Consider the following 17,339-nt stretch of genomic DNA (forward strand, 5'->3'; position numbering starts at 1 on the left):
CATTAGATACCTCCGTAATTTATATTCATTTCAATTTATGATTCTTTAAAACCTTGTTTGATTCCATACTTAAACATTCATCTTAACTGTATTCTGAAAATAAATCAAATAAAATAAACATTTGCGTTAAAAAAAATATAAAACTCAGTAAAAAAATTGAGAAATCTAAATTTTACGATGGTATATGATGTCTCAACAAAGTTCATTTCAATTAATCGTTTCATCTATTTTAATATCCAGTCCTGTGAAACCCATGCATGAACAACCTATCTTGGAAAAACCGAAACCAACATGGGACGAGCTTGTCACAAAAAGAAATACCAAACTACTGAAACATAAATAGCGTTAACCATTAAGCTGATGGAAAAACAAATAAAACCTTGAAATCAATAACAAATCAATAACAAATGCTATCATGTTGATTACAAGGTTTCCCGCGTTTTACTATATTTTAATAGCTTGTACTAATAATTAACTTTACATTTTAGAACATAAGCTGGAGGTAAGTTTAAAAGCACTTTTTTCTTTTTAATTCTATTAAAATACATTCTAAAAAGCTTCATTTTAAATAAACTATACTGAAATGTTATAAACTCACCATTGACTTTTAGTATATCTTTTGTATTGAATAATATTTTTTTACTCATCGCTTCAGGTAAACTTGCAAATGGAAGACCTGAAACGATATAATCAACCTTTTCAATATTATACTTATTTAAATATTTTTTTAAATTCTCTGCTGAATCATTTATAAGTATAAAGTTCGTCTCATGTTTAAATCTTTCTTTTAGTATTTTATAAAAATCTGCATTGTATTCAATAGCTATAAATATAGTACTATCTTTCTTCTTATTCAATAATTTTTCTGTAAAAACACCGGTTCCTGGCCCATATTCAATAATACAAGAAGCATTAATAAAATTAATATCCTCCACCATCTTGTATGCTAATTTCTCTGAGCTTGGCGCAATAGCTCCTACCATTCTTGGACTTTTCACGTATTGTTTTATAAAATAACTAACATCCATTTTACCATTACCCCCTACTTAATATAAAAGTAGTATAAAACACAAATCTTAAGCTTATACAAAGAAACTATTAAGATTAGTTAATTATTTCATTCACAGTTCGCATAGTCCCGATTTCAACAGGGTATTAGCTCCTTCTAAGTAATCAGATTTTCTCTATTTTCTGCCACTTTCGAAAATGCCTATATAAAACACACCTTCATTCACCGACAGAGGTTAAATTTCTTTCTACTGGATTTCAGCATAAAATAAAAATACTTTTCATCTATACTATTTTTAATAATGGCAAAATACATATATCTCCGAGCAATCGTTGCCCCTACAGTAAACCTATCATAGATACTTTGTCATAACTCACTTCATTTTAAAATCGAATCTTGCATTTCTTGTAATATTCAAACCACAACAAATATTTTTTATCCCTCAAAAAGTAGGCCTCATAAAAGCAGCCATTTTCTAATGCCTTTCATCATAGAAACCGAATTAGGTTTCTTTATTATAAAAATTCTTTTAGAATTAAAGTTGTAATAAACGCAATCGCCACGCTGGTTAGGGTACCTACCAAATATTTCTCTGCAAAATTCTTGTCTTCAAGTTGTTTATAGCGGGCAATACTTTTTGCAGTCAACACAAAGCCAACTGCTCCAAATTGATTACATAAGATTAAAATCGAAACAATAATTCGTTCAAGTTTTCCAATAATACTCCCTACTTGAGGATCATTTTCCTCCTGATTACAACTCTCTCCATCATCAATAAACAAGAATAGCTTTTTTATAAAAACAGCTGTAGGATCCCATAATGTAACAAATGTTAAGCAGTAAATAACCAATCGATTACTGTACTGCCATTGCTGAATATAATCGTATAGTGAAGTGATTTCAGCCCCTAGTTTATAATAATTATATAAAACCACAAGAATCAAAACATGTATCATTTGATCCACAATAAAAGAGGCAAATAAAATGGATTTTCTGGTAAATTTCTTATCTACAAGAGTTCTTATCCAATCAATAAAAAAGTGTGAACATATAATTATTATGTACGGTAAAATTGCCTTTTGGAATTTTACCAAGGGGAACATTAGAATTGAAAATATGAAAGCATAAATGCTTGCATGGTATATTAGATATTTAAAACTATTTAGTTTTCTCTGGGCCATTTTCGTTGTTTGAAATGTGAAATCAGCAAGAAAATGGGCTATAATCAAAACAAATATCATCACTTTTCACCTCTTATAAATACATATCCATAAATTTCAGAGCGACAATCGTTGCATTTCTAGCTTCGTAGATATTGGCAGTTTTAAAAGTTTTTTCAATGCTTTGTCTGCTTATCTTTAAAATTTCGGAAATATGTGTAGTCATACCTCTTTTTCTTCCGCCGGAAACATAAAAATTTTTATCATCAATGACCGCATCTATTGGAATAGGCTCCAATTGTATAAATTCCAACCCGTCAAAAGGATATTTTTTTACAGACTTACTTTTATCATTAAGTCTGTTTTTTGTTGTTACAAGTTGGGAAATCCGATTAAATTTACTATGGTTAATCACTTGACCATAGTCTATAGGATATAGCAATTCTGAAAGCAGCATAAGTTCATTTTGATATTGGCTATGGCCTCTAGTTAGCCCAAAAGAAGTATTCATGATAGCATTTAAATATAGATCATTTTTTGTTCCTGAGTATAGAAGTACAGAATATCCTAGGGCATCATTTACATTTTCAATGGCTTTTCTTGCATTATGATATACGGGGCCGTCTTGAGCCGTGGTGCTTGCATTTTCAATTTTTACGCTCCATTCCCCTACGCCAATTCCTGCTCTTATTTCAACAGGAAAAATAAGCATGGAAAACATTCTGAAATAAAGGTATGCAGCTTCTGTAGTGAGGAACAAACCTTGAACCTCATCTCCCCCACTGAATTCAACATCTTTGGCTAATGAATTGGAGAATACTTCATTTAATTCTTCAATTACAGTAATAATGTAGTTCTGTATAGAATTTCTGTCCTCAACCGAATAGGACCTTGATCTTTTTAAATCTATTATTAATGCTGTGTAACTTTTCATAACATCACCTCTAGCTATCATTATAATACAACAAAGCAAAAATGCAACCCAAAAAGGTTGCATTTTTAAATAGAAACTTAATTAGGTTGCATAAGATAAAAGTCTGATACTATTTAATTCAGCTATTGATTGGCTCAGCTTTGGTATATAAAAATATATCTATCCAGCTGATAATAATTTAATCTGTTTTCTCTGGCTATGGAAATTGGTAAAAACCCGCAATGAATCAGTTGATAATCTTCTCCATGTGTCCAAGTCGCCAGTTCAATTAGATTCAAGTCTTTCTTTTTCATTAAATCTACAAAGAAGTTTTCAGTCTTTTATAGTGGCCAAAAAATAGGAATAAATATCATGGATACAACAGTAACCACTAGCGTCATTCCTAGCCCAGGCTTGAAGAAATCCATAAATCCTAAGTTGCCAGGGCGGACTACTAATGTATTCGTTCCCGAACCTACTGGTGATAAAAACGGAGACGATGCAGCTACACAAATTGCTACTGCAATGGCAGTAGGATTGATTCCTAAATTAATTGCTATTGGAATAAACAAAGGTGTTACCAAAAGTGCCGTTGAGGTATTCATCATAATGTTTGTTAAGAAAACTGTTAAGATAAAGATAACAAAGAGAACAATCATTTTACTTGGGCTATCACCTAAAAGAGCCACAGCGCCATTACTTATGATTTTCCCGGCACCGCTGATATCCATTGCTTTAGATACACCGCTCATGCCCCCCACAATAAATATGGTTGACCAATCAATTGCTTTATAGGCTTCCTGTTCTTTGATGCACCCTGTTAAAATCATAATAAGCGCACCTACAGTTGCTACTAAGTACATAGGGAATTTAGGGCTATTTAATGCCATCGCAACCAGCACCACAGCCAAAATAACTAAACATAAAGCTGCTTTTGGTGTGCTGAATCCTTTTTCTATTTTATCCTCTGCTTGCCCAGTGAACTCCATTAAATAAGACTTGTCAGATTTATCACCCTGAGTCATGAATTTTTTTCCCACGGTTAAGAAGTATAGAATGCCAAAGATACTAATAGGAATGCCCACTTTTCCTAATTCTAAGAACGTAAGAGGTGTTGCGCCTAATTCTTCTAACTGACCGTTTACAACAACATTGCTGGCTGCACCAACAAGGGTTAAGTTACAACCAAAGCTTGCTGCAAATGCCAACGGAATCAATTGACGTGACACAGAAATATTAGCTTTCATGCTAATTCCAATCACGATAGGTAACAACATGGCAACTACGGCAACCCCACTGCAAATAGAAGATAAAATAGCGGAGACCAATACGGTTGCCACTAATATTCCATTTTCAGATGTACCTGTTGCTTTTACAAGAATATCACTCATTTTTTCGGCTATGCCTGTATGAAAAAGTGCAGAACCAATTACCATCATTGCAGCCAAAAGCACAATGGTGCTCCCAGAAAAAGCAGCAAAAAGTTTTTCCACAGGCAAAACCCCTGCCAATACCAAAAAGACTGCACCCAACATGGAAGTAAGTGCTAAAGGTAATTTATCTGTTACAAATATAACTGCCATAATTGCAAGTACTATCAATGAAATAATTGCCTGTGTCATATTTATTCCTCCCTAAGCTCATAATATTCACAACCGATTTTTTCTAAATACTCATCAACCCATGGGCGATTATAGGTTCCGTCTTTTTCCATCGTTTCCATTATATTTGTTTCTTTTTTGAAAACTTGGCCTACCATTTCCCCCAGTTGTTCTGCTTCTTCTGGCTTTATTACGACAATTCCATCATCATCCCCAACAATAATATCCCCCGGTCTTACGATTTGTCCGCCGAATGAGATGGTGGTACCTATTTCTCCGGGACCATTTTTATAAGGTCCATTTGGGCTAACGCCGGAAGCATACACAGGGAAGTCCATCTTAGAGAGTGTATCATAATCCCTGATTGCTCCATCAACAATAACCCCTGCAATTCCCCGTGATTTACAATAATTAATCATAAGTTCACCAAAAATCGCTCTGTTACTGGTGCCGTCCGAATCAATTACAATAACATCTCCCGGCTTTGCTAAGTCCATAGCTTTATGAAACATTAAGTTGTCACCATAAGGAACTTTAACAGTGAATGCTTGTCCTAATAGCTTTGCTTTATTAACGGGCTTAATATTTTGCGCTACGCAAGCCATTCGGTTCATGCAATCGCCAATATTGGCCACTGGATACTCTTTAAAAATATTAATTAATCGGTCTTCTGTTCTTTTATGTCCGGTCACAATTTTACATCCAATATTCATTTTCTTCACCCTTTAATTACAGATTTTAAAATTTTGAATTTTACTTACTACCCCTTTATTTGCAATATACACTTGCTTAACGCAAGACTGATTCAATACGCTGTTTACAAGGTCAATAGACAATTGAATTTGATTTTGTTGCGCATGGTCGCCATAAAAAGCACTGTGACACGTCAAAACCACTTGCTCCATATTCACTAATGGACTATCTTTGGGTAATGGTTCTTGTTCAAACACATCTAAACCGGCAAAGCGAATCTCCTCATCTTTCAATGCTTGGATAAGATCCGTCTGATCAATTAATTCTCCTCTGGAAATATTAACAATCATGCCATCCGATTTCATTTTCGCAAACGCGTCCTTGTTGAATATTTTTTTGGTTTCTGCTGTTAATGGCGCATGGATAGAGATAATATCTGACTGAGCCAATAATTCGTCAAAAGATACAATATCAATATCAAATGTTTCTTTTACAGAATCAGAAACATATGGATCACAAGTAATCACTTTGGTTCCAAATCCTTTGTGAAAAATATTGTATAGTGGCTTTGCAGAGCCGCCAAATCCATATAACCCTAATGTCAAATCTTTGGGGTTTCTTGGCACATGTCCCTGTGCTTTACGCCATTCACCATTGCGAATACCACGATCGTAATAGCCTACATTTCTAATAGCATTTAATATTAATGCGGTTGCATGAAGTGCAAGTTCCTCTACGCAAAATCCTGGCATATTTAGAACTAAAACACCAGCTTTTTTAGCTGCTTCCAGATCAATAGAATTTACACCTATACCAAAACGCTGCACTGCTTTTAATTTAGGTAAGTTTTCCAAAACACTTCGGGTAATTGGCGGATTACCAGTCCCTAAAATCACATCCGCATCCGGGCAGCCTGCGATAATTTCCTCAGGCGTTATGTAGTGCTCCAACCGAAGATTTATGCCATTTTGTTTATATGCTTCTTTAATATATTCTTGATTTTCTAGGCTTACACTTCCGTAATACCTATCAACCATCACTGCTTGATACATTAATTTTCCTCCATTATTTTGAATATTTTAAAACAGTAAAGCAAATATTGCGGCCGTATTGTTTAATTTGCACTGTTGAATAATTTCATTATATATTTCAGTGTACTTTCTGTCCAATATCTATTAAACTATTAACTATATAGCTTTTTTGGCATATAGATAAAAGGAGGGCTTCTATGCTATTCAAAAACTATGAATATTTTATGGCAATTGTAGAAACAAAAAGCATCTCTAAAGCGGCAGATCATTTGTATATTTCCCAACCTTCTTTGAGTAAATATTTAAAACGTCTTGAAGAAAAAATAGGAGAACCCCTATTTAATCGTTCATCTTACCCATTAAAACTAACCAGAGCCGGAGAAATATATTTAACCTATCTAACCGATATTCTTAGAAAAGAAAAGTTGATGGCGCAAGAGTTATCAACTTTACAGAATGAAGAAAATGGAATGGTTACCATAGGAATTACACCTTGGCGCTCCTCTGTTTTGTTGCCCCGTGTTTTCCCTGAATTTAAAATAAGATATCCAGGTATATCTGTTACTATAAAAGAAGGTACGCATCAAGAAATGGCCTCTATGATAGAAAGGAAAATGGTGGATTTTTGTATTTTTCATCTTCCAAATGTATACAACAACTTTACTTTTGAACATCTATATTATGAAAAAATCCTGTTCTGTATCAATAAAAAAAATCCTTTCTTAGACAATTATCATTACACCACTGGAAGGATAAACCGTATGTCTTCTAGGGATTTTGAAAGGTTTGCAGAAAGCCCATTTATACTTTTACAAAACATACGACATATCTCGGATAATTATTTGAATAAGTGCAATATTAGGCCGAATATTTTGTTAGAAACTTCTAACATTGTTACCGCTATCAATATTGTGCGAAATGGTATGGGCGTTACTTTTATTCCAGAAGGAGCCGTTCTTGATGCTGCACAAAGTAAGGACTTAGAATTTTTTAGTTTAGATACCCCCCCTTTGCAATGGGAAGTTGGAATAGCTTATAAAACAGGAAATATACTAAATCAATGTGACAGATTATTTATTGATTTTATTAGAAATTCTAATACAAATTTCTTTTAAAATCTAAGACTAATTTATGTTAAGGAAATTATAAACTTCACAGAATTTACAAAGGAAATATTGATAAGAAGGATACATAATAAAATTAATAGAATGGTTTACAAGCTAATTTACCGCAATAGGACGCACATTCTGACTTAGTAGCCATTAGAAATAAGCATCTTTTGGTTGTTAAGAAATCATATATAGAAGAGACAAAACAATTAAGTAGTGGATAATTATTTTTCTAAAGAAACAATTTACAGATACATAATCAATGATTTTTTTCCAATTTTTAAGGCATAGAAATGGCACCTATTTGCCGATTTTTAAGCCTTAAATTGTTCCAAAACCACAACATCTTTTGGTTAAGATTTATTTTTTATCTTCTACGCCACATTTCGTCATTATTATTATCGTTTCAACGTGGAACGAGGTCTTCAGATTGATGGATTTATATAGTCAATCCGTACGCGGAAAATATATCCACCAAGCTTATCTGCTTGCGGGATAATGTCTACAGCGTGATTATACTAATCACCGTTCATGGTAACAAGTCAATGAACAAACTTCCGAGAAGCAGCCCACCACCCTGACGGAATACGACGAGCCGCTTGTCCGGCGGTTGATTGAAAAGGTCACCGTTTATACAGTACCCCAGCTGGGTTCTGCGGGCAAATTCACCGTGGAATTCAAGTCCGGCGTGACGGTGGACGTAAATGAATAAGGCTGAAAGAGAGCAAGGCACTCTACGCATATCGAACGTAGGGTACCTTACATTATTTTTTGTTTAGTTTACAGACAAATTGTAATTTTTAAGTCTGCACTGTACCCAAAAGTAGAGCTGTTTTATACTTTCTTCCGTGTCAAGAAAATTCCGACGATTGCCCCTATAAGGATAATAGGTGTTAATCTGACAAACAGCCATTCAAATGAGTGAAAAGCTACTCCTACAACGGCGGTTTCAGGGTCACTATAATTCCAACCTATGTAAGGACTATTAACCGCTATTAGGACCGCGGAAATTGTTACTATGACCACACACAATGAGATAAGTAGCCAATGAAGCGTTTTTCGTCTCGTGGCCTTCCTTTGTGCGAGCTGTAAGTTTATTATCTCCAGTTTTCCGGAAATCGCTTTTATATCGTCAACTTTCGACTCAATAACAGTTTCCCCAAGTAAAGTGCTTACGGGTATTTCAAGCACTTCCGATATGGAGATTAACATATCAGAATCAGGAACAGACAATCCTTGCTCCCATTTAGAGATTGTTTGTCGCACCACGTTCAGCTTGATAGCAAGTTCTTCTTGCGAAAGTCCTTTTGATTTTCTGCTTGCTTTAATGTTTTCGTTTAACATTAGGAATAACCTCCTTTCTTTCAGTCGTTAACACTATTGTATGAGGAACTGCCCGTTGCTACAAGCAACGCATATTAACATTCAAGTTTTATAGTCGTGGTATGATGTTTGATATGTTGCAGAGGAAGAACTAAAGCCTTGCAAATTATTCTCGGCATCATCTATTTATCCAATAAAAAGACAAATTCCGATTTATCGCTTTAATCGTGACACAGCGTTATACTAACATCCAACCTGCTCTTTCTACCCCGCCAAATCCATAAATCATCTATCTCGTTCACTCGCCAAGCCCCAAAATGCCGAAACATCTATCCTGTACACTCACCGAGCACTGACATCAATATCGTCCACTCGCGTCCGAAATTCGCCCTCTGGACTTGTTCCCGCAAAGCAATATTCTTATGATTTCAGCACGTCGGCTTTTCGCTCTCAAATCCCGAAAAGCCCAGTAATACTGGACCTTCTACACACCCATCAATTTACCCTCAACATCAATGCCACGCACTCAACGTGCCTTGAGAAATCAATAAAGATGTTGTATGGAGCTAATGGTCCTTGGCGACGGTTCTAAATACAAGCCAATTGTTAAGAATAATATTTCTTTTCTTCATCCATTTGGGAGTTCTTCAAACTTTGGTACTTTCTCTAAGTCATGATCCCAGCTTGCTCTGTTTGCATAATAGATGTGCCCTTGCGGTTTAATGTTTATGTCACTATCAATACAACCTGCCGGAACAACCAGTAATTGTCCGTCAAATTGAAAATTTGGCAAAGCTGATCCGCAATTAATGCAGAAGCTTTTTATGTGTCCTTCTGAACGAAAGTTAAAGGTTTTAGCTTTATCTTCACCTGACAGCCATCTTAACTCCGCTGTAGAAGAAAAAAGATTGGCTGCATGGGCTGAGCCTGTATCCTTACGGCATCTTTCACAATGACAAAGAAAAAAATTATCAAATTCTCCTTCAATCTCAAAAGTGACTTCTCCACAAAGACATGATCCTTTATATTTCATAATAAAACCTCCTTTTAATCAATCCAATTTTGAATAGGTATTTCATCTAAATATTAAAACATTTACTTATCAAATACTGGTTTAACAAACCACTTGCCAATAAAATTCGACAGTATTGCCTTTATCCCATAAAAGCTCCTGTACTTCCAGTCTATCTTTATACACAGGAAAGTTAAGAGAAATGGACTTTAAAGGAACGTCCGCTTCATCATGATTGAACATTTGAATTTCTTTAATCAGAGAAGATACAAGTGTGTTCCGTTCTTCTTCACTGATTTTATCATGTACTTTTCAAAGTTAATCATCAGTTTATAAACATTATCTAGCGTAATAGCGTTCGCTTCAACTGAACGGCTCTTTAATTTCCCCTCTTCAATTTTTTCTTCTAACTCAACTATTATATCATACAGGCAATCTAAACGAATAGCCATGTCATGCAATTTCCTATTCGGAAACGGCTCAGTATCGGGAAAACCCATGTTGTATTTCTATCCGAGTCGTGGTTGCATCACATCTTTTGAATAGCCCGTAAGAATTTCCATAGCCTAGAGGACAACCGCTGCGACTAAAAAAACAACTTTCTCAGTAATTATCAATTTTTTTGCCCTTGTCTGAGGAACATACCTGCTGTTTTGCGCTTTTTATGGTTGGAAACTGTTTGCGGTGGATTTGTGAATATTACAATGGCAATTGCAAGCAATAGCATGACAGCCAAGGATACCATGGACAAAGTGAGATTACCAGGTTCAGAAGTGTTCATGAATGTTGCCGTATCAAATCTCATAACTGTTAGTCCAGACAATATCGGATACAAACTGCGCATTGTAGCATTTTTTATAAACATGGCACTATATCCGAACAAAAAAGATACAATAACGCCGCCCATGAAAATCCCCGGCTTCCTGCTTGTAAAAGCGATGATGGGCAAAATTGCAGTGTATGTGAAAGCCGCTGTTCCTAGCATCTGCAAAAACCCATTAAAAAGAACTGCAGCACTAAGCCCTGTAATACCGAACAGCAATCCCACAACCAGCGTTACCACATAGCTATATAACCCGAACAGCACACTTAATATCCCCATTGCCAGCAGTTTTCCCAACAACAGACGCTGAAAACTTACCGGAACGGGTAAGATGTTTTTCAAGGTGTTATCTGTGTATTCCCTGTTGATTAAATAACCACCAATCAAGGTGAAAATCACAGGCATGAAAATCGTTGCACTGTTCCATATGGTACTGTTAAAGAGAGCGAAAAAGTCAAAATATTGTTTTTTGGCCTCCCCAGTGGCAACTGCTTGGGTGAATACAGACAAAATTGCAGGAAAAGTCATGCCGATAAGGCCAATGAGCAAAATATGAAATCGCTTTAATTTTAAAAATTCGGTTTTTATAATTCGAAGCATAAAAAATACCTCCTTTCTTCAAATTTCTCTGCGTTGATAAATGTGGATCATTAAATAGATGCAAACTGCTGCCTCCAACAAAAGCACGCCAAAACATACAGATGTCGGTGCAAAGTATTGGCTGAAACGATGGTAAAACGCCGCCTGAATTTCACCGATAGGCGTGTAAAATTGGTATAGCCATCGAAAAATCATAGGGATGGGCATGAGCGTTCCGGCATTTACCCCAATAGGTTGCATCATAATGGCATCGCTGAAATGCATCACATAATTTAACAGTGTGTAAAAGAACACGATAATGACCGAGAGAATGTAGCTTTTATTAAACCAGATGACCAGTACAATGCAAGGAAGCGCAGCCGCCCATATGAGTACCCCTGTCAATACTGTCAAGGAAAACTGAAAAGGAAAATCATGTAGTGGAACATTCTGAAAAACAGCAATCGCAGTGCCAACTGCAAAACCCATTAATTGAAATGCGACTGAAAAAATCAACAGAACCGATAGCTTTACAATAACCAATTGCTTTTTTGATACTGGTAAGCAAAGTAGATTTTTTAATGTGTCATTGTCCTGCTCTACAAAAAACAGATTAGCCGCCAAAATTATCAGCAGGGGCATTAATAGCAAAAAAGCATTATCTTCTCTTACTCCAGACTGGATACTTGCAAAATTAGAATCTGACAACAATGCTGCATTGAAAAGAGGAAAAATAAAAGCTGCCAGTATTCCAAAGAGAAATATTCTCATTCTTTTGAATTTTTTCAATTCGCTAAGCAGCAGGTTATGCAATGCCCTCACCCCCGGTTATACGCTTGAAGTAATCTTCCAAGGTATCTTCACAGGTGTGAGCTTCGGATACCTCCAATCCGTTTTCAATAAAAGCACGGTTGAGTGCAGCCACAGACAAATTATTTTCATATAGGCGTAAGCCGTGGTCATTTTCCACTGTAAAGTTTTTTACGCCAAAGTTTCTCTCCACAATTCTGGCTGCCTGCCCAGTGTCTGAAACAACAAAACGAATGTATTTGCCGTTTTTTTCCTCCAACTCAGCAAGGCTCTCTTCCTCCAGTAATACACCGTGGTCAATGATTCCAATATCATCCACCAATAGGGAGATTTCTGAAAGAATATGGCTGGAAATTAAAATGGTTTTCCCTTTCACATCGCACAGTTCCCGAATAAACGAACGCACCTCGGCAATCCCGATTGGATCAAGCCCATTGATCGGCTCATCCAAAATCAGCAGCTCCGGATCGTGCATAATGGCAAGAGCAATGGCCAAGCGCTGCTTCATACCAAGGGAATACTGAGAAAACAACTTTTTATCTCCATATGGCAGTCCCACAACCTCTAATGCGCTTTGAACAGCATTACGCTTCGAAACACCTCTGAGCAGCGCAAAAATTTTCAGGTTTTCTGTACCTGTCAAATTCGGATAAAATCCTGGTGCTTCAATTAAACTCCCAATGCGGGGCAGGATTTTCTTTTCGTTTCCCTGAATATTGTTGCCGAAGATCTGAACCTCTCCTGAAGTAGGTCTAGTCAGATTCAGCAGCATTTTCATGGTCGTAGTCTTTCCTGCTCCATTTCGTCCAAGCAGACCATAGATACGGCCTTTTTTCACATGGATATTCAAGTTAGCAACGCTTTTCTGCTCTCCATATTGTTTTGTTAGGTTTTTTGTTTCAATTATAAAATCACTCAAGCTAAGAACCTCCTTTTCTTGTTTAAATAAGTCTATCACGCCAACCTTGCATTAACCTTGCCGACACCTTGCATTAACCTTGCAATGGCGTAAAAAGAAATCCCTGCCAACAGACAGGGATTCTCTTAATTCCTCGCAGGGAAACAAATGGTAAAAACTGTATACTGGTTTGGTTCACTTTGAACCGTAACTTTTCCATCCATTTTTTCGACCATCTGCCGAACAATGGATAACCCCAATCCACTTCCCTTATTGGAACGGCCTTTATCACATTTATACAATCTTTCAAAAATATGCTGCTGATCTGATTTTTCAATGCCGATTCCATTATCCTCAACACGAATTTTAATTTCTTCTTCCTTTTTTGACATTCTAATTTTAATCTGTGTGCCCTGACTATGGCTCATGACATTTTGTACTAAATTGTTGATGATGCGAGTATAACCGTCTAAGTCTACTTTTGCAAGCAATGGCTTTTCTGGAATTTCTATTTCATAATCTAGATGCTTTTCTTCAAAAACGGGAATCCAGTCTTTCAGAATATTTCTCGTTAATTCCGCAAGCTCTGTCTGCTCTATGGATAAAGAAAATTCACTGGAATTCAGTTTAAACCAGTCAAACAAAATATCAATATACTCTTTTAGATCATGTGCTTTTCGTCTTGCAATTTCAAGATAATCCTCTCGGTCTTTTGGTGCAACTACACCTCTGTGAATTGCGTCCAAATAACCAATCAAGGTAGTAAGCGGTGTTCGCACATCATGAGAAAGACTGGTCATAAGTTGACGATTGGTTTCGTCAGCTGCTCTGAGTTGCGAGAGCCGCTCTTCATAATCGTAGACAATTTCATTCATTTTATAGGAAAGGTCTGCCGTCAATTCATTACCAACAGCAAGGATTTTTCGACTACCTTTTCCAGCCTGAATATCACTGAGAGCATCCGTCATATCCTGCAACTGCCTTTTAACACCAATCAGTTTTGCTAAGCAGACAATCCCGAAAAGGAGGGCAAGGCAAAATAATATGCCTAAAGTTACATAGAGAATCATCCCCTACACCTCCTTATTAAAACGATAACCAATTCCTTTCACCGTCTGGATATAAAACGGCATGCCCGAATCAGGTTCAATCTTTTTACGCAAACGGCTGATGATTGCCATAATATTGCTGTCATCATAAACGTAAGATTCACCCCAGACTTCCTCATAAATCTGCTGCTTCGTTAAAATTCTGCCTTGGTTTTTAGCGCAGAACAAAAGGAGATCAAATTCTTTCGGTGGCAATTCAAATATGCCATTTCGCGTAGTAATACTTCGGCTGTCAAAGTCTATGGTCAGCCCTTTGTAAGTGAGGGGCAACAAATGATTGTCTGCAAAATTAAAACGTGTGTATCTGCGTATTAAGGAAATAATTCGGGCAATCAGTTCCTCCATATCAAATGGTTTTGTGAGATAATCATCTGCACCGGAACGAAGTCCATGTACTTTTGACATACTGTCATTTTTAGAAGTCAGCATCAAGATGGGAATGCTGCTTTGAACTCGCATTTTTTCCATTGTCTGAAATCCATCCATTCCCGGCATCATCACATCCAAAATGATAAGATGGTACTCATTTTTTACCAGCAATTCCAGACCATCCGCACCGGAATAGCAGTGCTCTGCACTTATATTTTCTTTTGCTACACTTTGTTTTATCAAAGCACATAGCTCTTTATCATCGTCAATTATCAAAATATTGTAATCCAATTTTATCCTCCCCATGTTAATTATTATTTTGTAAAGGTAAAAGCAAATTTATTTTCAATTTTCTTTCCGCCTGCCATCTGAAGGCTTAGGAGCATCCTTTGGCATTGCCATGCACGACCAAAACGAACACCGCCTTCAATCCTGTCTTCTTCATAGAGCTTTTGAATTCATCGCCTAGAGATTACCCATTTATCAGAAGACTGCTGTACGGATATATAGACAAGCATTTGTATTCCTCCATGTTTTATCTATATTACCAATTATATACGCAAAAGCCGAACAAAAACAAGTTAACGAAACCACTAATATATTTCGTTCTTTATTGAGCAACTAATGCAACGAAATGGCTAGATATTCAATTTTTAAAGGGCACAGGGAAAAAGCTCTCTCACTTTTAGAAAAAAAATTTTGGTTAGGTTTCACGTCTAGCCTCTTTATTATTGTTGACCCGGAAACCATACGGTGGCTAAGTTACTGTACCTACCCCTGATTTTTTTAGGAATCTTTGTGTTCCCCAGGAAATAAATTTGCTTAAAGCAATTAAAAAATTTTTTTCTACGCTCTCACGAGTACCAATGTATTTTACATAGTTGGCAATCTGGGTTGGAGGTCCATCTCGCAAGTAGGGTGAGGTAAATTTAACTTTGGGCATAACGGACTCCTTTCTCGATTTTGGACAAAAGAAAAGAGTGACCCTAATCATAATCACCCTTCAAATTAGAATTTCTATATCAATATCTTAATTCTTCATCAATTAGAATCACTTCAAATTCACTTGTCATTGGCTTGTTCCACAAAACAGAAAGTCCTCTGTAAATTATTTCTGGACTTTTACAATTATAATATTTATCGCCTTTAACAGCACAAGGAGTTTCTACACCTAATCGTTTTGCATTCAATGGTGCTGCTATATTTCTGGCACCATACAAAGCACTGTCATAATCTTTTTCATTTTTATTCTTCCCAACCACGAAGTATACTTTCTCATGACCATAGAAAATAGATGCAATTTGTTTACAATTCCCATCAATATTGATAATTTCGCCCGTTTCGTCCAATCCATTTACAGAAAAAATATAGATGTTAGTTCCATTTGCCTTCAACCTTACATCTTTACTTAATTCTATTGCCATAGCGTTGTGGAGAGCTACGAGAGAAAAGACATAAAAAATGCCCCTCACTTCTATTACGGAAAAAGTGACGGGGCTACCCGAACTGATAAAGTTAAGATTTCCTATCTTGATTTTATCCCCTTCGGCGTATACACTAAAAGTCATAGATGCGAAACGGAGAAATACAAATGTTTGAATATATATACAACAGGCTTCTGATAAATGGGGAAGCTGCAACCGGAGAATACAAAGGCTCAGTGAAGCAAACAAATTAACCGAGCGCTTCATTTTGGTCATGCATGGCCAATACCAAAGATACACCAAAGCCTACGCAGGGAAGTCTGAAAGAAAACTGGAAAAAGGAGTGATACCTTGAAACGAATTCTTGTAGTAGAAGATGATGTAATGCTGAATTCCGGTTTGTGCTATAACCTGGAACTGGATGCATATAAAGCTGTACCTGCCCATGATGCGGCAACAGCTCTTAAAAAAATAAGGGACAAAACCTTTGATTTGGTGATTATGGATGTTAATCTGCCGGATGGAGACGGCTTCGAACTGTGCAAAAAAATCAGTGCTGCACAGGATGTTCCGATAATATTCCTGACCGCCCGTGATTTGGAAGCTGATGTAATGAAAGGCTTTGATTTAGGTGCGGATGATTACATCACTAAGCCGTTCAACAGCAATATTTTCAGAAAAAAAGTAGCCGCTGTTTTGAAGCGATGGGCAGAACCGGCAAATCAGAAACTCTATCTATGCGGCGATCTTGTCATAGACTTCGACAAGCTGACAGCCGCTATCAAGGATGAGCCGGTGGTTTTCACCCCCACGGAGTATAAAATCCTGAAAATCTTTACCAGTAATCCCAATGTACTACTTATCCGCCAGGTGCTACTGGAAAAGCTGTACGATGTGGATTCAAACTTTGTGGATGAACACACCTTGACCGTCAACATCAATCGTTTAAGAAACAAAATTGAAGCTGGGGACAGAAAATATATCAAAACTGTTTATGGAATGGGCTATCTATGGGCTGGTGATAAGGAATGAAAAAGAACCTATCAACAAATGGAATCTATATCGGCATCGGCGCTACTTTTTTCATTTGTACAGTCGTATTTTATCTTATTCTGTTTTACGAAACTGAAAATCGGATTATCCTTGGCATGGCTATTATATTCTCCTTGCTGGTTTTGCTGTTGGGGATCCTTTTGATTGTCTTGATCAAAGGCAAGCTGATAGCCTTTTCGGATTCCCTCAACGCTTGTATTGATAATATTGTAGCAGGAAAAGAAGATGTAACCTTTGATTTGGAATCGGAAACACTGATGGGAAAATTCAACTACAAGCTTCAGCGATTGTATGAAATCATGCAAAACGGAAAAAGGCAAGTACAGGAGGAAAAACAGACTATTCAGGAAATGATCTCCGACATCTCCCATCAGGTGAAAACCCCGGTGACAAATCTGAACATGTATAACTCCACTTTGCTGG

Annotated in this window: 17 protein-coding genes and 1 pseudogene; 3 read left to right on the plus strand and 15 right to left on the minus strand. The window is 36.6% G+C overall.

Features of this window, described 5'->3' with window-relative positions; genetic code table 11:
• Positions 1 to 464: 464 nt before the first annotated feature.
• The 6 genes from RTK36_RS07040 to RTK36_RS07065 form a co-directional block, all read right to left on the minus strand.
• Positions 465 to 1,028, minus strand: coding sequence for a class I SAM-dependent methyltransferase (locus tag RTK36_RS07040; RefSeq protein WP_312045632.1), 564 nt, complete (start codon positions 1,026 to 1,028; stop codon positions 465 to 467).
• Between the two features lie 496 nt (positions 1,029 to 1,524).
• Positions 1,525 to 2,250, minus strand: coding sequence for a DUF3307 domain-containing protein (locus RTK36_RS07045; RefSeq protein WP_312045634.1), 726 nt, complete (start codon positions 2,248 to 2,250; stop codon positions 1,525 to 1,527).
• 13 nt (positions 2,251 to 2,263) lie between these two features.
• Positions 2,264 to 3,103, minus strand: coding sequence for a SatD family protein (locus RTK36_RS07050; RefSeq protein WP_312045636.1), 840 nt, complete (start codon positions 3,101 to 3,103; stop codon positions 2,264 to 2,266).
• A 320-nt stretch (positions 3,104 to 3,423) separates the two neighbouring features.
• The gene (locus RTK36_RS07055) at positions 3,424 to 4,704 is read right to left on the minus strand and encodes an SLC13 family permease (protein WP_312045638.1); all 1,281 of its coding nucleotides are present in this window, start codon (positions 4,702 to 4,704) and stop codon (positions 3,424 to 3,426) included.
• Between the two features lie 2 nt (positions 4,705 to 4,706).
• Positions 4,707 to 5,396, minus strand: a complete 690-nt coding sequence (locus RTK36_RS07060; RefSeq protein ID WP_312045640.1) for an RraA family protein — start codon at positions 5,394 to 5,396, stop codon at positions 4,707 to 4,709.
• A 12-nt stretch (positions 5,397 to 5,408) separates the two neighbouring features.
• The gene (locus tag RTK36_RS07065; protein ID WP_312045642.1) at positions 5,409 to 6,428 is read right to left on the minus strand and encodes a C-terminal binding protein; all 1,020 of its coding nucleotides are present in this window, start codon (positions 6,426 to 6,428) and stop codon (positions 5,409 to 5,411) included.
• Positions 6,429 to 6,604: 176 nt separating this feature from the next.
• On the opposite strand from RTK36_RS07065, the gene RTK36_RS07070 reads away from it, so the two are divergent.
• Positions 6,605 to 7,522: a LysR family transcriptional regulator gene (locus RTK36_RS07070; protein WP_312045645.1), complete on the plus strand. Its 918-nt coding sequence runs from the start codon at positions 6,605 to 6,607 to the stop codon at positions 7,520 to 7,522.
• An 828-nt stretch (positions 7,523 to 8,350) separates the two neighbouring features.
• Here the strand turns inward: RTK36_RS07070 and RTK36_RS07075 are convergent.
• The 9 genes from RTK36_RS07075 to RTK36_RS07115 all read right to left on the minus strand — a co-directional run bounded on the left by RTK36_RS07075 (position 8,351) and on the right by RTK36_RS07115 (position 16,139).
• The gene (locus RTK36_RS07075) at positions 8,351 to 8,860 is read right to left on the minus strand and encodes a helix-turn-helix domain-containing protein (RefSeq protein ID WP_312045647.1); all 510 of its coding nucleotides are present in this window, start codon (positions 8,858 to 8,860) and stop codon (positions 8,351 to 8,353) included.
• Positions 8,861 to 9,467: 607 nt separating this feature from the next.
• Positions 9,468 to 9,872 (minus strand): GFA family protein, encoded by a 405-nt coding sequence (locus RTK36_RS07080; RefSeq protein WP_312045649.1) that lies wholly within the window; start codon positions 9,870 to 9,872, stop codon positions 9,468 to 9,470.
• 236 nt (positions 9,873 to 10,108) lie between these two features.
• Positions 10,109 to 10,303: a hypothetical protein gene (locus RTK36_RS07085; RefSeq protein WP_312045651.1), complete on the minus strand. Its 195-nt coding sequence runs from the start codon at positions 10,301 to 10,303 to the stop codon at positions 10,109 to 10,111.
• Positions 10,304 to 10,464: 161 nt separating this feature from the next.
• Positions 10,465 to 11,274, minus strand: coding sequence for an ABC transporter permease (locus RTK36_RS07090; RefSeq protein WP_312045653.1), 810 nt, complete (start codon positions 11,272 to 11,274; stop codon positions 10,465 to 10,467).
• Between the two features lie 18 nt (positions 11,275 to 11,292).
• Positions 11,293 to 12,066 (minus strand): ABC transporter permease, encoded by a 774-nt coding sequence (locus RTK36_RS07095; RefSeq protein WP_312045655.1) that lies wholly within the window; start codon positions 12,064 to 12,066, stop codon positions 11,293 to 11,295.
• A complete protein-coding gene (locus RTK36_RS07100) occupies positions 12,059 to 12,982 on the minus strand; it encodes an ABC transporter ATP-binding protein (protein WP_312045657.1) in 924 nt (307 codons plus the stop codon). The genes RTK36_RS07095 and RTK36_RS07100 overlap by 8 nt, the downstream gene beginning before the upstream one ends.
• A gap of 125 nt (positions 12,983 to 13,107) precedes the next feature.
• A complete protein-coding gene (locus tag RTK36_RS07105; RefSeq protein ID WP_312045659.1) occupies positions 13,108 to 14,031 on the minus strand; it encodes a sensor histidine kinase in 924 nt (307 codons plus the stop codon).
• 3 nt (positions 14,032 to 14,034) lie between these two features.
• The gene (locus tag RTK36_RS07110; protein ID WP_331654979.1) at positions 14,035 to 14,730 is read right to left on the minus strand and encodes a response regulator transcription factor; all 696 of its coding nucleotides are present in this window, start codon (positions 14,728 to 14,730) and stop codon (positions 14,035 to 14,037) included.
• Between the two features lie 731 nt (positions 14,731 to 15,461).
• Positions 15,462 to 16,139, minus strand: coding sequence for an LUD domain-containing protein (locus RTK36_RS07115; protein ID WP_312045663.1), 678 nt, complete (start codon positions 16,137 to 16,139; stop codon positions 15,462 to 15,464).
• Between the two features lie 75 nt (positions 16,140 to 16,214).
• Here RTK36_RS07115 and RTK36_RS07120 point away from each other — a divergent pair, with 75 nt between their 5' ends.
• Both RTK36_RS07120 and RTK36_RS07125 read left to right on the plus strand, forming a co-directional pair.
• Positions 16,215 to 16,895, plus strand: a complete 681-nt coding sequence (locus RTK36_RS07120; protein ID WP_312045666.1) for a response regulator transcription factor — start codon at positions 16,215 to 16,217, stop codon at positions 16,893 to 16,895.
• Positions 16,892 to 17,339: pseudogene (locus RTK36_RS07125) on the plus strand (sensor histidine kinase); the annotation flags it as partial. The gene RTK36_RS07120 and the pseudogene RTK36_RS07125, both read left to right, overlap by 4 nt.

It is taken from the genome of Anaerotignum sp., from assembly GCF_031981185.1.
Classification (GTDB): domain Bacteria; phylum Bacillota; class Clostridia; order Lachnospirales; family Anaerotignaceae; genus Chakrabartyella.

What these genes read in the sequence shown, in the direction of transcription:
- RTK36_RS07060 (WP_312045640.1), bottom strand. Translation starts at nt 5,396, where the DNA reads ATGAATATTGGATGTAAAATTGTGACCGGACATAAAAGAACAGAAGAC.
- RTK36_RS07090 (WP_312045653.1), bottom strand. Translation starts at nt 11,274, where the DNA reads ATGCTTCGAATTATAAAAACCGAATTTTTAAAATTAAAGCGATTTCAT.
- RTK36_RS07075 (WP_312045647.1), bottom strand. Translation starts at nt 8,860, where the DNA reads ATGTTAAACGAAAACATTAAAGCAAGCAGAAAATCAAAAGGACTTTCG.
- RTK36_RS07115 (WP_312045663.1), bottom strand. Translation starts at nt 16,139, where the DNA reads ATGACCAAAATGAAGCGCTCGGTTAATTTGTTTGCTTCACTGAGCCTT.
- RTK36_RS07055 (WP_312045638.1), bottom strand. Translation starts at nt 4,704, where the DNA reads ATGACACAGGCAATTATTTCATTGATAGTACTTGCAATTATGGCAGTT.
- RTK36_RS07040 (WP_312045632.1), bottom strand. Translation starts at nt 1,028, where the DNA reads ATGGATGTTAGTTATTTTATAAAACAATACGTGAAAAGTCCAAGAATG.
- RTK36_RS07080 (WP_312045649.1), bottom strand. Translation starts at nt 9,872, where the DNA reads ATGAAATATAAAGGATCATGTCTTTGTGGAGAAGTCACTTTTGAGATT.
- RTK36_RS07050 (WP_312045636.1), bottom strand. Translation starts at nt 3,103, where the DNA reads ATGAAAAGTTACACAGCATTAATAATAGATTTAAAAAGATCAAGGTCC.
- RTK36_RS07085 (WP_312045651.1), bottom strand. Translation starts at nt 10,303, where the DNA reads ATGGCTATTCGTTTAGATTGCCTGTATGATATAATAGTTGAGTTAGAA.
- RTK36_RS07070 (WP_312045645.1), top strand. Translation starts at nt 6,605, where the DNA reads ATGCTATTCAAAAACTATGAATATTTTATGGCAATTGTAGAAACAAAA.
- RTK36_RS07105 (WP_312045659.1), bottom strand. Translation starts at nt 14,031, where the DNA reads ATGATTCTCTATGTAACTTTAGGCATATTATTTTGCCTTGCCCTCCTT.
- RTK36_RS07045 (WP_312045634.1), bottom strand. Translation starts at nt 2,250, where the DNA reads ATGATATTTGTTTTGATTATAGCCCATTTTCTTGCTGATTTCACATTT.
- RTK36_RS07065 (WP_312045642.1), bottom strand. Translation starts at nt 6,428, where the DNA reads ATGTATCAAGCAGTGATGGTTGATAGGTATTACGGAAGTGTAAGCCTA.